Annotated in this window: 11 protein-coding genes and 1 pseudogene; 4 read left to right on the plus strand and 8 right to left on the minus strand. The window is 69.4% G+C overall.

Annotation, left to right across the window (positions count from 1 at the left end; translation table 11 throughout):
* Positions 1 to 28: 28 nt before the first annotated feature.
* From FHR90_RS00765 to hpnA, 8 genes and pseudogenes are all read right to left on the minus strand, one after another.
* The gene (locus FHR90_RS00765; RefSeq protein ID WP_176622726.1) at positions 29 to 2,644 is read right to left on the minus strand and encodes a glycosyltransferase; all 2,616 of its coding nucleotides are present in this window, start codon (positions 2,642 to 2,644) and stop codon (positions 29 to 31) included.
* Between the two features lie 115 nt (positions 2,645 to 2,759).
* On the minus strand, positions 2,760 to 3,410 hold the full coding sequence (locus FHR90_RS00770; protein WP_183274591.1) for a nucleoside phosphorylase-I family protein: 651 nt from the start codon (positions 3,408 to 3,410) through the stop codon (positions 2,760 to 2,762).
* 32 nt (positions 3,411 to 3,442) lie between these two features.
* The gene (gene shc / locus FHR90_RS00775; protein WP_176625988.1) at positions 3,443 to 5,404 is read right to left on the minus strand and encodes a squalene--hopene cyclase; all 1,962 of its coding nucleotides are present in this window, start codon (positions 5,402 to 5,404) and stop codon (positions 3,443 to 3,445) included.
* Between the two features lie 26 nt (positions 5,405 to 5,430).
* Complete coding sequence (gene hpnE, locus FHR90_RS00780; RefSeq protein ID WP_183274592.1) at positions 5,431 to 6,732, minus strand: hydroxysqualene dehydroxylase HpnE; 1,302 nt, start codon at positions 6,730 to 6,732, stop codon at positions 5,431 to 5,433.
* Between the two features lie 127 nt (positions 6,733 to 6,859).
* A complete protein-coding gene (gene hpnD, locus FHR90_RS17765) occupies positions 6,860 to 7,753 on the minus strand; it encodes a presqualene diphosphate synthase HpnD (protein WP_408871417.1) in 894 nt (297 codons plus the stop codon).
* A 78-nt stretch (positions 7,754 to 7,831) separates the two neighbouring features.
* Positions 7,832 to 8,623: pseudogene (locus FHR90_RS17770) on the minus strand (squalene/phytoene synthase family protein); the annotation flags it as partial.
* Positions 8,620 to 9,825 carry a glycosyltransferase gene (locus FHR90_RS00790; protein WP_183274593.1) on the minus strand — a complete coding sequence of 402 codons (1,206 nt, stop codon included), beginning with the start codon at positions 9,823 to 9,825 and terminating at the stop codon, positions 8,620 to 8,622. The pseudogene FHR90_RS17770 and the gene FHR90_RS00790, both read right to left, overlap by 4 nt.
* The gene (hpnA, locus tag FHR90_RS00795) at positions 9,825 to 10,814 is read right to left on the minus strand and encodes a hopanoid-associated sugar epimerase (RefSeq protein ID WP_176625516.1); all 990 of its coding nucleotides are present in this window, start codon (positions 10,812 to 10,814) and stop codon (positions 9,825 to 9,827) included. Before hpnA ends, FHR90_RS00790 begins: the two co-directional genes overlap by 1 nt.
* Before the next feature lie 102 nt (positions 10,815 to 10,916).
* Between hpnA and FHR90_RS00800 the strand changes: the two genes are divergently transcribed.
* From FHR90_RS00800 to FHR90_RS00815, 4 genes are all read left to right on the plus strand, one after another.
* On the plus strand, positions 10,917 to 11,945 hold the full coding sequence (locus FHR90_RS00800; protein WP_176625518.1) for a lysylphosphatidylglycerol synthase domain-containing protein: 1,029 nt from the start codon (positions 10,917 to 10,919) through the stop codon (positions 11,943 to 11,945).
* A complete protein-coding gene (locus FHR90_RS00805) occupies positions 11,938 to 12,825 on the plus strand; it encodes a prephenate/arogenate dehydrogenase family protein (protein ID WP_183274594.1) in 888 nt (295 codons plus the stop codon). The genes FHR90_RS00800 and FHR90_RS00805 overlap by 8 nt, the downstream gene beginning before the upstream one ends.
* A 274-nt stretch (positions 12,826 to 13,099) precedes the next feature.
* Positions 13,100 to 13,330, plus strand: coding sequence for a hypothetical protein (locus FHR90_RS00810; RefSeq protein ID WP_176622657.1), 231 nt, complete (start codon positions 13,100 to 13,102; stop codon positions 13,328 to 13,330).
* 9 nt (positions 13,331 to 13,339) lie between these two features.
* Entirely contained in the window at positions 13,340 to 13,957 is a 618-nt protein-coding gene (locus FHR90_RS00815) for a hypothetical protein (protein WP_176622659.1), read from the plus strand.
* Positions 13,958 to 14,020 lie beyond the last annotated feature (63 nt).

The raw sequence follows: 14,020 nt of genomic DNA on the forward strand, positions 1-14,020 counted from the left end.
AGGGTGGACGTGCCACCCTCACCTGCAATCATTCCAGCGTTTCGGGATCGACGAGATTGAAGAACGGCAGCTTGTCGACGCTGAAGAAGCGCGAATAGCCTGGGTCGTTGCGGAAGATCGGCCGGTCGCCCCAGCGTTTCTGCATCGTCTGCGATTCGCGAAAGAACCGCGCCTCGTGCTCGGGTTTTTCGTCGCTGCCGCGCGAGAGGCTCTCGTGGTGGAAGGCGCAGACCTCCGCACAGTAGATGACGCGATAACCCGCCTCGCGGATCTTGAGGCAGAGATCGACATCGTTGTAGGCGACCTGAAGCGAGACCTCGTCGAACCCGCCCACGGCGCGATAGGCGGAGGCGCGCACCAGCATGCCGGCGGCGGTGACGGCGGAATACTCGTTGCTGAGCGCGGCACGGCCGATATAGCCGTAATCGTCGTATTTGAGGCCGCGATGCACGTGGGCCGCGACACCTGCCGCACCGACGATCACGCCGGTATGCTGCATGGTGTTGTTCGGATACAGCAGCTTCATGCCGACGACGCCGACATCGTCGGCCGACAGCGCCTCGCCGACGAGGATGTTGAGCCAGTCCGGCTGGTCGATGAACACGTCGTTGTTCATGAAGAAGAAGAACTCGGCATCGTTGCCGGCGCAGGCGAGATTGTTGAGCCGCGAGTAGTTGAACGGCTCCTCCACGTCGAGCACGCTGACGCGGCGGGTCTTGCGCGCACGCGCGATGAAGCGCTCAGCCTCCCGCGTCACTGACCAGTTGTTGACCAGGATGATGTCGTAATTGGCGTATTTCGTGTGCTTGAGTAGATCGTCGAGGCAGCGCTGCGTGGTCTCGATCTCGTCCTTGAACGGAATGATGATGGAAACGCGCGGCAGTTTCGCCGGCAGTTCCCATTTGACGCCATACAGCGTGAGCCCGTTGACCGAGCTCACCTTGGCCTTCACCCCGCGCCGCTTGAGATGGTCGCCCACCGCGCGAATGCCGGCATCGATCGCATAGGTCTTGTTGTCGACACGCACCGCGGTCGAATTCGGCGTCTTGCGCCAGTGATACAGCACCTCGCGCACGTGATGCACCTGGTCGAAACGGATCTCCTCCGACACGCGCAGCACGAAATCGTGGTCCTGCGCGCCGTCATAGGCGGTACGCAGATGGCCCACCTTCTTCATCACCTCGGTATCGACCATGGTGATGTGGCAGATGTAGTTGCAGCCGAGCAGGTAGCGGTAATTGAAATCCGGCTTGAAATTCGGCTCCAGATAATAGCCGGCCTGGTCGATCTTGTCCTCGTCGGAGAAGATCAGCTTGGCACCCGTGCGCTCGGCGCCATCGACCATCATCTCGACCGCGACATCGACCAGCAGGTCGTCATGGTCGAAGAACAGCGTGTATTTGCCGCGCACCACGCCCATGCCGGCATTGGTCGCACCGGCGATGCCCTGGTTTTTCTTCAGCCGCACGCTGCGGATACGGCTGTCGCGCGCGCAGTAATCGTCGACCACCTTCATCACCTCGGCCGACTTGCAGCCGTCATCGATGATGATCAGTTCCCAGTTGGCATAGGTCTGCGCGATCACCGAATCGACCGCGGCGGTGAAGTCCGAGATCAGCGGCTTGTAGGTGGGCACCAGGATCGACACCAGCGGCCGACTCATCGGATCGACGGAGTTGTCGCGCGCATCGTCGACCCGCTGGCGCAGGGTGCGGTAGTAGATCCGCGCCCAGCGGTCATAGTCGTTGAGATCGTAGTCCGGCGTCGGCATCGCATTGATGACTTCGTTGCGCAGCCGGGTGATCTCCTTGTAGAGCACCTCGATCGTGCGCGAGACGTCGACGAGCTGCGCTTCCAGCGCGTTGTCGGCAAGCGAGGTCACCAGCGGGCTGCCGCTGAGCTCGGTATGGTCGGGCAGGGCGTAAATGCGGATCGTATGTTGTCCCGATCCCTTGAAGCGCTGCGGCAGGCCGACCTCGTAGCCGCAGTTGGGATCGCAGTTCAGCACCGAGGCGACGTCGCCTCGATAGCGATCGGCCCGCACCTGCGCCACCTTGGCACCATCGACCGTCACCTGGATCAGTACGCCGCCGATCCGCTCGCCGCTGAGCAGATGGTGGTTCAGCACCCAGCCGCGCAGCTTGCCGCGCTTGAAGCCGTCGACGAAGCTCATCAGATTGACCGGCGGCAGCGAGGCGAAGGTGAAACCATCCTCGCGCTTGTCGGGATCGAGCGGATCGACGGTCGGCACCACGCTGCGATCCGGCAGCCGCAGGCAGATGCGGTGCTCCTCGCCATCGAAGAACGCCTCCGGGATCTTGAACTCGAACCCCACCTTGCCGGTCGGGTGATTGAACGCGACGCGCACGTCCTCGCGCACCATTTCGCACACCGCCCGGCCGACTTCCTGCCGGTCGATCAGCACATGCACGACCGGCGGCTCGGCCATGTTGGCGAGGTTCAGCGCCCAGCCACGCGCGATGCCGTCGGTGAAGCTGTCGAAATGCCCGACATAGGGGCTCGGCGCCGTGGCGATCCTGGCTTCGGGGGGGGGCGGAGCCGATGCCCGCGCGGCGGGCCCGTGCCCGGGCCTGCTCGCCTCGGTCGGGACCGGCTCGGGCGCCTCCGCCGTCTTCAGGGGCATGGCACGCTTGCCTTTGGCGGGCGATGTCGCACCTGCCCGGGGCGAGGGTCCGGTAGAGGGCCGTTTGGTCGGCATGCCTGGGTGAACTCCGCAAATCGGCCGGGGAGGGAGAAGCCTAACAACTGCCGGTAGGCCCGGCAATCCGCCTGACCGCCTCGCCGAGCGCACGCCGCGCGCGCGCCGCATCGCCTCCCAGGGCGATCAGCGCACCGATCAGCGTCGGGCGGCGCAGCACGGCCAGACCCAGGCGCACCATCGCCACCCCGCCGCCCGCATCGAGTGCCTGTGCGGCTGCATCGGGCAGGTCGCGGCTGACCGGATCGCACACCGCGCGCAGCACCGCGAAGCCGATCCCGGCGGCCGATGCTGCCTCGGCCACCATGCCGCTCTCCATGTCCAGCCCAGCGAAGCGTCCGCCCGCCGCCAGCGCGCGTTTCCGAGCAGCGGAGGTCACCACGCGCGAGCTGTGCAGTAGCGGCTGACGGTTGCCGCGCGCGGCGAGCCGCGAAGCGAGCGCCGGATCGACCGGGTACGCCTGTCCGTCCACCACCACCTCGTCCGGACACAGCAGGGTCCCGGCCGGCGCGGCATCCACCAGCCCCGCCGCCAGCCCGAAGCTCAGCAGCCCGTCCGCCCCGTGCCCGATCAGCTGCCGCGCCGCAGCCAGGCCCCCCGCCGACTGGCCGCCGCCGATCTCGATGCCCATCACCCAGGGCAGGGCCAGCAGCGGTGCGGCCAGCCGCGCCTCGCTGCGCATGCCGACCACGATCCCCACCCGCCGGGGACGCGTCGCGATGTCTAGAATCCCCAGCCCACCCGCGCCGAGTTGCTCGCCGAAAGGTTGCGGAACCGTGACAGTGCCATCAGCGGGAAGTAGTGGCGGTAGCCGTGGTAACGCAGGTAGAAGACCCGCGGGAAACCCACCGCATTGTGCTGCGGCTCGTCCCAGCTCCCGGCCTCGGTCTGATGGGCGGCGAGCCACGCCACCCCGCGCGAGACGGCCTCGTCGCGTACCCGGCCGGCCGCCATCAGCCCCAGCACCGCCCAGGCGGTCTGCGAGGGCAGCGAACAGCGATAGGTGCCGCGCGGGCCGCCCGCGTCGTAGCTCTCCTGCCCCTCGCCCCAGCCACCATCTTCGTTCTGCACCGACACCAGCCAATCCGCCGCCCGGACCACCGCCGGGTCGTCGCTCGCCAGCCCCGCCGCATTGAGCGCGCAGAGTACCGACCACGTGCCGTAGATGTAGTTCGTCCCCCAACGCCCGAACCACGCCCCGTCCGCCTCCTGCTCCGACCGCAGCCAGGCCAGCCCGCGCTCGATCGACGGACGGTCTTCCGCGTGACCGAGCTGGCAGAGGAACGAGATGCAGCGCGCTGTGACATCCGCGGTCGGCGGATCGAGCAGCGCGCCATGATCGGCGAACGGCACGTAGTTGAGGAAATCGGTATTGTTGTCGATGTCGAACGCGCCCCAGCCGCCATTCGCACTCTGCATGCCGAGGATCCACACCCGCGCCCGCTCGACCGCCGCCGCCGTTGCCGGGTCGCCCGAACGATGCATCAGCATCCCCACCACGGCGGTATCGTCCACGTCCGGATAATGGTCGTTGCGGTACTGGAAGGCCCAGCCGCCCGGCGCGAGATCGGGTGCGGCCACCGACCAGTCGCCGCGCACCCGCACCTCGCGCCCCAGCAACCATTCATTTGCCGCGCCCACCGCCGCCGGTGCCTCGCCGACCGTCCGACCGCCGGCCTCCTGTGCCCGCTCGAGCACCGCATGCCCGGCCAGTGCCGTGTCCCACACCGGCGACACGCAGGGCTGGCAATAGGTTTCCACCCCGTCCGGCGTCTCGTGGCGCACCAGCAGCCGGCGCAGCGATTCGCGCGCCGTCGCCGCGCGCGGATCATCCGCCGCGACCCCCAGCGCATCGAACATCATCACCGAATTGGCCATCGCCGGGTAGATCGCGCCCAGCCCGTCCACCCCGTTGAGCCGCTCGGTGACGAACGCCACCGCCGCGTCGATGGCCTTCTGTCTCGTGGCGCGCGGGATCAGCTTTTCGGCCGGCCGCAGCATCGCATCGATCGCCCGGAAGCCGCGCCCTTTCCAGTTGTCGCCGAGCACCGAGCGCGAATGCCAGTCGCGGACCTGCTCAGGCGGCACCACGAACAGCTCGTCGATCCGCACGCCACGCGGATTGCGCGCTGAGGGGCGCAACGCCGCCAGCACCAGCAGCGGCACCGTCACCGTGCGCGACCAGTAGGACACCTTCCAGATGCTGAACGGTGCGGTGGCCGGCAACAGCACCAGCTCCACCGGCATCGCCGGCGTCGCCCGCCACGGCACGAAGCCGAACAGGGCGAGCTGGAAGCGGGTGAACACGTTGGTCTTCGCCGCCCCGCCGGCCGCCAGGATCGCCTCGCGGGCGCGCATCATGTGCGGCGCATCCGGCGCATCCCCGATCGCCTTGAGTGCGAAATAGGCCTTTACGCTGGCCGAGATGTCGAACGCGCCGTCGTGATACAGCGCCCAGCCGCCATGATCGGCCTGGATGCGCCGGATATAGCGGCCGATCTCGGCCGCCAGCCCGTCATCGATCTCGTCGAGATAATGCATCAGCAGCACGTATTCGGACGGGATCGTCACGTCCGATTCGAGCTCGAACACCAGATGCCCGTCCGGCTGCCTCACGCCTTCGAGCCACGCGCCGGCTCGCTCGATGCAGTCTTCGAGGGTGTTTGGGGTCAGGGCATCCAACATCGTGGCTCGAGATATAGTCCGCGGATCTATCCGGCCAAACAGGCTTTGGCCGCACTGTGGCCGGAACGCAACGCGCCTTCGATCGTCGCCGGCAGTCCGGTCGCCGTCCAGTCACCAGCGAGGAACAGATTGTTACGGGCGGTCCGCGTCCCCGGCCGCCGCCGCGCCTGCTCCGGCGTCGCCGCGAATGTCGCCCGCTTCTCGCGCACCAGCCGATACGCGGGCACCCCTTCCGGCAGCAGCGCGCCCGCCGCTGGCGGCAGCGCGGCCCTGATCTCCCCCCAGACCTGCGCCGCCAGCCCCTCGGCCTCGCGATCCGCGAGATGGTTCGCCGCACTGATCGTCACCGACACCACGCCCGGCTTGAGGAAGATCCACTCCGCCAGCCCGCCGATCACGCCGACGAACCCGGCCCGTCCGACATCTCCCGCCGCTCGCGCCAGACCCGGCGTCAGGCGGTCCTCATGACGGTAATGCAGGTTCACGATCGCCTCGAACGCATCCGGCACCACCAGCCCCGGCAGTACCGCACTCGCCAGCGCCGCCGTCACCGGCGCGTTCGCCGCCAGCACCACCCGGTCGCCTGCATCGAGCGTCACCCCGCCCTCCGGACCCTCGATCCGCGACACGACATCACCCGCAGCCACCAGCCCCGCCGCCCGCCACCCGGTCCGGATCACCGCCCCGCGCGCCAGCAGCCAGTCCCGCGCCGGATCGATCAGGCTCTCCGACAGCCCCTCCGCCGGCGTCGCCGGCACGCACGCAGCGCCCCCCAGCGCAAGACTTTCCCGCATCACCGCCGCCAGCAGCGCCGCACTCCCGGTCTCCACCGGCGTGTTGAGCGCCGACACCGCCAGCGGCACCAGCAGCCGCTCCGCCAGCGCCCCTAGCGCGAGGCAGGCCGCAACACTTGTCGCCTCGCCCGCCCGCAACAGCCGCCCCAGCGACGCCAGCTCCCCCAGCCGCATCCCCGGCACCCGACGCCGCCGGTCCAGCACCCACCACGGCACCCGTCCGCGCCCCAGATCGAGCGTCCACCGCGTCCCGTCGCGCAGATCCGCGAACGGAAACATTGCTCGCCCCGGCCCGCTCAGCGAATGCCGCATCCCGAACCGGTCCAGCCAGTCAAACACCGCCCGGTTGCCGGACAGGATCAGGTGATTGCCGTTGTCCAGCCGGCAGCCCAGTGCGCGGTCGTCATACGATCGGCACCGCCCGCCGAGCGCCGGCCCCGCCTCGTACAGCGCGACCCGCTCGCCCGCCTCGACCAGCGACACCGCACAGGCCAGCCCCGCCAGCCCACCGCCGATGATGTGCGTGACTGTCATCAGGGATTCTTCTTTTTCTGAAGAAAAAGAAGCAAAAAGACTTCGATCCGTTTGGCCTCGGGGCTGAGACCCCGAGGCCAAACGGATGAAAGTTCTTTGGTTCTTTCTTTCAAGAAAGAACAATCCCTCACGGCAGACGCGCCCGTACCAGCGCGCCGAGGCCGAGGGCCAGCTTGCGGTGGGTGGCGACCCTGGCCGGGCGGGCAGGGTGCTCCCAGCCGCGGGCGGCCATCGCCTCGAGGATGGCGAGATAGCCCGACGCCATCAGCCGGGCCGGGCGCATCGCGTGGCGGTCGCAGGCGGCCATCGCGCGATAGGCGGCGCGGAACTGGCCGCGCGCCTCGGCGGCCAGGCGCCGGCAGACGCGCGCGAGGCCGGGATGGCTGATGGCGGTTTCGGGATCGTGCGGCACGCCCTCGGCGTCGAGCCATTCGGCCGGCAGATAGAGCCGCCCGCGCGCGGCATCCTCGCCGAGATCGCGCAGGATGTTGGTGTATTGGAGCGCGCGGCCGAGATGATGGGCGACACGGTCGGCCGCCGTGGAGCCGTCACCGAAGGCGCGCACCGAGAGCCGGCCGACCGCGGCGGCCACCCGGTCGCAATAGAGATCGAGTTCCTGCGCGTCGGGCGCGACGATGGCGGTGTCGGCATCCATCGCCATGCCGTCGATCACGGCGATGAAATCCGCCTCGCGCAGGTCGTAGCTGGTGATCGCGTCGAGCAGGGCGCGTTCGAGCGCGCTGGCCGGCTCCGTGCCGCGATACAGGGCGCCGATCCTGCGACGCCAGATATCGAGGCGTTCGCGGCGGTCGTTGAGCGGTGCGGGCTCGTCGGCGATGTCGTCGACGATGCGGCAGAACGCATAGATCGCGAACATCGCTTCCCGCCGGGCGCGGGGCAGCAGCGCCATGCCGCGGGCGAACGAGGTGCCGGAGGCGCGCACGATCGCGGCGATCTCGGCATGATCCGCAGCCGAGGCATGCAGTGCCGGATCGGTGGCCGCCGCCTCCGGTGCGGGCAGCGTGCGCAGCGCGCGCAGGCCGCTGACGGCGAAATCCGCCTTGCCCGGGGCGATCCGCACCGCGATCGGGTCGCCCGACCGCAGCTTGCCCGCCAGCCGCCGCGCGAGGGCCAGGATCGTCGCCGCTTCCAGCCGCATCCGCCGGTCGCGGATCAGCCCGGGCAGCGTGGCGGCGGCGGCATTGAGCCGGTCGCACTCGTCGAGCAGCCGGTCCATCACCAGCCGCAGCCCGGGGCTCGCACGCTCTTCCAGCACATCGTCCGGCCGCACCCCGTGCGCCGCCATCAGATCGTCCGGGAGGTAGCAGCGCCCAAGATCGCGCCAGTCGCCCTTGAGATCCTGGAGATGGTTAAGGATCTGCAGCGACGCGCACAGCGCATCCGAGGCCGGCCAGCTCGCGCGGCTCTCGCCGTGCAGATCGAGCAGGTAGCGGCCCACCGGTGCTGCGGAATAGCGGCAGTAGTCGAGCAGCGCGGCCATGTCCGGCGTCCGCGGCGTCGTCGCATCGCGGATGAAGGCGACGATCAGGTCGGTGGCATGTTCCACCGGCACGCCCGTCTCGTCGAGCGATCGCCGCAGCGCCGCCGCCGTGGCCGCATCCCGTCGCCCCGCGGGTGCCGGCGCCTCGCCGCGCACGATCAGCCGCATCGCGTTAAGTCGCGCCACCTTCGCCCCGGCCGAGAGCTCGGTGGTGTCGGCGATATCGTCGATCGTGCGGGCGAAATCGTAGTAGCGGTGCACATGGCCGCGCAGATGGGCGGCGATCAGCGCCGAACCGACGGGGAAATTCTCGTCCCCCGCCCCCTTCGCAGACGTCACGTCCGGATCGCTCCAGGCGGTGCGACTGGCCTGATCGGGCGCATCATTCATGACCGGCCGCCCTCCCTGTGCGGGCTCGTATAGGCGCGGTTCTTCCACCGCACCCCGCGCCCGCTGTAATGATCCACCGCCGAGCCGATGGTTGCCGCCGTGTAGAACGCCGCCACCCCCGGCAGCAAGACGGCCCGGGCCGGCGACAGCCCGAACCGACGCAGTGTCGGGATGAACGACCCCGCCGACAGCGCCCAGGCAGTCGCCCCGCACCACCGTGCCATCCCGCGTCCGCGCAGCGCGAGCGCTGGCGGCACGCCCCACACCAGCGCCATCCCCGCCACCGTGCCGGCGAGCAGCGCCGGCGAATACCGCAGCTGCACATAGGCTGTGCGCGCCACCATCCGCCACACGTCACCCGCCGCCGGATACGGCCGGATCGAGCGTGCCAGCGCCGAATGGCCCAGCCAGATGCGGCCACGGCTCGCCGGATGCGCCTTGATCCGCCCGGCCAGCGTGACATCGTCGATCAACGCCCCGCGCAGTGCGTCGATGCCGCCGATCGCGTCCAGCACCTCGCGCCGCACCAGCATCGTCCCGCCCGCCGCCGCCGCCGTGCGGCGGTCCGGCCGGTTCACCCGCGCGAACGGGTACAGCAGCGCGAAGAAGAACACGAAAGCCGGAACCAGCGCGCGCTCCGCCGCACTGTCGATGCTCAACTCCACCATCTCCGACACCAATGCGCGGTCATCGTCCAGCGCGTGGTCGACCAGCATGCGCACATGCTCGGGGGCGCGCACGATGTCCGCATCCGTCAGCAGCAGGAAATCGGGACTGCCCGCCGCCGCCACCCCCTGGCGCACGGCCCACAGCTTGCCGCTCCATCCCGGTGGCGGCTCCACCCCCTCCACGACGTGCAAAGGTGCCCCCGGGCCCGACCCCGCCGCCCGAGCGATCGCTCCAGTCCCGTCCGTGCTGCGATCGTCCACCACCACGATCGACAACGCGCCGGGATAATCCTGCCGACGCAGGTCGGCCACCACGCGGGCGATGCTTTCGGCCTCGTCGCGCGCCGGGATCACCACGCTCACCGAGGGCCAGTCGCGCGCCTTCGCGGGTTTCGGCCGCAGCACCGGGCCGGCCTGCCAGAATCGGCCATGCGCGAAAATCAGGCCGAGCCAGACCAGCAGCGAGGTGAGACCAAGGATCCGGGGCGCTGCCCCAGACCCCGGCAGGGGGCTCGGCCCCCTGCACCCGCGCATCACGCCACCATCCCGTGCGCCCTGAACCAGCCGACCGCATCCTCGACCGCTTCGCGGGCCGGGCGGGGCGAATAGCCGAGTTCCGCCCGGGCGCGGGCGGAGGAGAAATACATCTTCTTCTTCGACATCGAGAGCATCTCGCGCGTCACCACCGGATCGATGCCGAACACCCGCGCGGCGGTCTCCGCACCGATGGCGAGCGGCCACAGCACGCGCTGGTCGAGGCTGATCCGCGGCGGGGTGCGCTGGGCGATGTCGGACACCAGGGCGAACAGGTCGCGCAGGCTCATATCCTCGCCGCCGAGGATGTATTTGCGGCCGACCGCGCCGCGTTCGAGGGCCAGGGCGTGGCCGATCGCGACGTCATCGACATGCACGATGTTGAGGCCGGTATCGACGAAGGCGGGCATTTTCCCGTTCGCGGCGTCGGCGATCATCCTGCCGGTGGGGGTGGGCTTGATGTCGCGCGGGCCGACCGGGGTGGAGGGATTGACGATCACCGCGGGCAGGGCGGCCTCGCGCACCAGGCGCAGCACTTCCTGCTCGGCGCGGTATTTGGACTGCTTGTAGACGCCGACGATCTTCTTCGGATCGACCGGGGTCTCCTCGTCGGCGATGGAGCCGTCGCCGACCAGGCCGAGGGCGGCGACCGAGCTGCAATAGACGATCCTCTCGACACCTGCGCGCCTTGCGGCCAGCATCAGCAAACGGGTGCCGGTGACGTTGGCGGTCATCATCCGGCCGGGATCGGGCACCCAGAGCCGGTAATCGGCGGCGACATGGACCAGATACCGGCAGCCGCGCAGGGCGGCGTCGAAGGTCTCGGGCCGGGTCAGGTCACCGGTGACGTGCTCTGCGTCGAGCCCCTCCGTATTGGAGAGGTCGGCGCCGGACCGGGCCATCAGCCGGATGCGGTGGCCGCGGCCGGCCAGCACCCGGGCGACGGCGGAGCCGACGAAACCCGTCGCACCGGTGATTAAAGTGGTCATGGCTGTGTCCCGAAGTCGAATCGGCCCTTTCTATAGCCGCAGCCGGCTGTGGTGGTGTAGAGCCACGCCCCAACACAGAGCCCGTGGTTCGTCTTGAAGCGGTTGTCCATCATCCTTGCCCTGCTCGGCTTCGCGGTCGGCACCGGCATCATCGTGCATCTCGGTGCAGCGCATGTGGCCAGCGCGCTGATGAGCGTGGGCTGGCGCGGCTTCGCGATCCTGGTGGCGGTGCAGCTCGCGATCATGGTGCTGCTGTCGCTGGCCTGGGACGTCTCCTGCAGCGGCATCAAGACCTACCGGCTGTTCTACGGCCGGCTGGCACGCGAGGCGGGCAATTCCTGCCTGCCGTTCAGCCAGGTCGGCGGCATCCTGCTCGGCATCGCGGCCACCGCCGGCGAGGATGGTGGCCGCCCGCCCAGCAAGGACCAGCCCGGCTGGCCGGTGGCCGCGGCGGCGACCGTGGTGGACGTCACCACCGAGACCATGGCCGAGATCTTCTTCGTGCTTGCCGGGCTGTACTGCCTGGTCGGGCAGGATCCGCAGACGCATTACACCTGGCCGCTGATCGGCGGCAGCCTGATCGCGATCGGGCTGATCGCCGCCTTCGTCCGCGTCCAGCAGGGGGCGGGGCGAATCTTCCGCTTTCTCGGCAGCCATATCGCCGCGTCGTGGAAGGGTGCGCTCGATGCGCAGGCCGATGCACTGCAGGCGGCGATGGACCGTTTCTACGCCAGTCCGGCCCGCCTCGCGGGCGGGGCGAGCCTGCACCTGCTCGGCTGGTTCGCGGGTGCTGCCTGGACGTGGCTGGCCTGTCATTTCCTGCACTGGCCGATCACTCCGGCCGCCGCGATCGCCATCGAGGGCGTGGTGAGCGGCATCCTCTCGGCCGCCTTCGTCGTCCCCGGCAGCCTCGGCGTGCAGGAAGTGGCCTATGTCGCCCTCGGCGCGGTGTTCGGCGTCGATGCGGCGGTGATGCTGGGTGTATCGCTGCTGCGGCGGGGGCGCGACCTCGCCCTCGGCATCCCGGTGCTGATCGCCTGGCAGGTGCTGGAATGGCGCGCGCTGCGCACCCCCACCACACAGCCGCAACCGGCCCCCCTGGCGGCCACCCGCCGCGAAACCGATGCCTGAGGTGCCGATCTTCGAGCGCCTGTGCGTGATCGGCTTCGGCCTGATCGGCGGTTCGATCGCGCGGCGCGCCCGCGAGGCGGGGCTGGCGCGCGCGCTGGTGGCCTATGACGCCTCCGACGCGGTGCGGACCCGCGTGCGGGAGCTCGGCATCGTCGACGAGGTCGCCGAGACGGCGCAGGCGGCGGTGGCGGCGGCCGATTGCGTGATCGTCTGCGTGCCGGTGGGCGCGATCGCCGGCGTCGCGGCCGAGATCGCGCCGTCTCTCGCCCCCGGCGCGATCCTGTCCGATGTCGGTTCCACCAAGCTCGGCGTCATCGGCGCGCTGGCCGCCCATATTCCGCCGCATGTGGCGTTCGTGCCGGCGCATCCGATGGCCGGCACCGAGTTTTCTGGCCCGGATTCCGGATTTTCCGCCCTGTTCGAGGGGCGCTGGGTGCTGCTGACCCCGCCGGCCGGCACCGACGAGGCGGCGATCGGCAGGATCGAGGCGTTCTGGCGTGGCTGTGGTGCGAACGTCGAACGCATGGAGGCCGCCCATCACGACCGCATGGCGGCGATGGTCAGCCACCTGCCGCATCTGATCGCCTTCACCATCTGCAACACCGCCGAGGGGCTGGAAGACGAGAGCCGCCGCGAGGTGCTCCAGTTCGCCGCCTCGGGCTTCCGCGATTTCACCCGCATCGCCGCCTCCGATCCGGTGATGTGGCGCGACATCTTCCTCGCCAACCGTGAAGCACTGCTGGAAATGCTGGCCCGCTTCACCGAGGACGCACAGGCGATGGCGCGCGCCATCCGCTTCGGCGACGCCGCCTATATCGAACGCTCTGTCGAGCGCGGCCGCGCCATCCGTCAGAGCCTGATCGAGCAGAAACAGGCCTGAGGTGTTGACCCGTCGGCTGGACGGGCCGTAACCTCACTTTCATGCGGGCTCTTAACTGTTGTTGAACTGATCTGTCTCATCCTGCGCCAGGGCGCGGGATGGCCGTGTTCGACACATCAGGCGCCGATCGCGCCCCAGCCGCAGAGCCCGTCATGTCCACTGGACCGTCGTTTCCGTCCCGACCTTTCCGGACCACTTTGGGGCGCTGTTGTCGCGGCTGATCGCCGACCTCGCCAGCCATTCCCGATCCAGACCGTCGAGCGGAGACACCGCGATGCACGAGCCAGCCGCCCCCAGGCCCCTCGCCGACAGGATACTTGCCGTATCCGACCGTATCCCGCTGCCGGCGATCGTCCGGCGCAACATCACCCGTGGCGACGCGGCGTTCATCGCCGCCGCCTACATGATCCCGCTGCCCGGAACCGCATTGCTCGCCGCCCTGGTCGTCGGGCTGAGGCACGCGATCAGGAATCTGCTCATGCAGCATGCCGCCGCGAGGGGCTGAACCATGCCCATGCGTGAACTCACGGGTGGCGAGATCCGTCTGGCGTACGGGCTGTTTGGCGACTCGCTCGATTATGCGGCGATCCGCATCCACGACCGCGGCTATGCCAGGCTCGATGCGATGGGCGACATGTCGTTCGGCGGCCATATCTACCTGCCGCACCGTCACCAGCCGGATTTCAGTGTGGCCCCGCTGGCCGCGCAGCGCCTGTTCATCCATGAGATGGTGCATGTCTGGCAGCATCAGAACCGGGTGCTCGACCTCGCCCGCGCAGCACTGCGCGCCTGGGTCGGGCACGGGTTTCGCTACGCCGACGCCTATCGCTTTCGCCTCGCCGTCGGGCGCGACCTGCTCGATTACGGTCTCGAGCAGCAGCCGGCGATCATCGAGGAGTATTTCCTCAGACAGCGCGGCGGCCTGCCGATGGGCCGATGCCTCAATGACGACCACGAGGTCGCCGCCCTGCTCGACGAGGTGCTGGGCAGGTTCCTGCAGGATCCCGGCTATGCGAGAGGCCGCGTCCACGCCCGGCGGTCGCGGCCCGCCCAGCTCGCTTCGGACCGGAATGTCGCGCCGACCAGACGCTCGCCGAACGCCAACGGCGCGCCGACGCGGTCGATGGCATAGCGTCGCACGCCCCGGATGGCCGGAGCGGGCGGCGCGTCGGTGACGTCGAGTCCGGGATGCACG

Source organism: Endobacter medicaginis, from assembly GCF_014192375.1.
Taxonomy (GTDB): domain Bacteria; phylum Pseudomonadota; class Alphaproteobacteria; order Acetobacterales; family Acetobacteraceae; genus Endobacter; species Endobacter medicaginis.

What these genes read in the sequence shown, in the direction of transcription:
- FHR90_RS00815 (WP_176622659.1), top strand. Translation starts at nt 13,340, where the DNA reads ATGCGTGAACTCACGGGTGGCGAGATCCGTCTGGCGTACGGGCTGTTT.
- hpnA (WP_176625516.1), bottom strand. Translation starts at nt 10,814, where the DNA reads ATGACCACTTTAATCACCGGTGCGACGGGTTTCGTCGGCTCCGCCGTC.
- FHR90_RS00810 (WP_176622657.1), top strand. Translation starts at nt 13,100, where the DNA reads ATGCACGAGCCAGCCGCCCCCAGGCCCCTCGCCGACAGGATACTTGCC.
- hpnE (WP_183274592.1), bottom strand. Translation starts at nt 6,732, where the DNA reads ATGACAGTCACGCACATCATCGGCGGTGGGCTGGCGGGGCTGGCCTGT.
- shc (WP_176625988.1), bottom strand. Translation starts at nt 5,404, where the DNA reads ATGTTGGATGCCCTGACCCCAAACACCCTCGAAGACTGCATCGAGCGA.
- FHR90_RS00805 (WP_183274594.1), top strand. Translation starts at nt 11,938, where the DNA reads ATGCCTGAGGTGCCGATCTTCGAGCGCCTGTGCGTGATCGGCTTCGGC.
- FHR90_RS00790 (WP_183274593.1), bottom strand. Translation starts at nt 9,825, where the DNA reads ATGCGCGGGTGCAGGGGGCCGAGCCCCCTGCCGGGGTCTGGGGCAGCG.
- FHR90_RS00765 (WP_176622726.1), bottom strand. Translation starts at nt 2,644, where the DNA reads ATGCCCCTGAAGACGGCGGAGGCGCCCGAGCCGGTCCCGACCGAGGCG.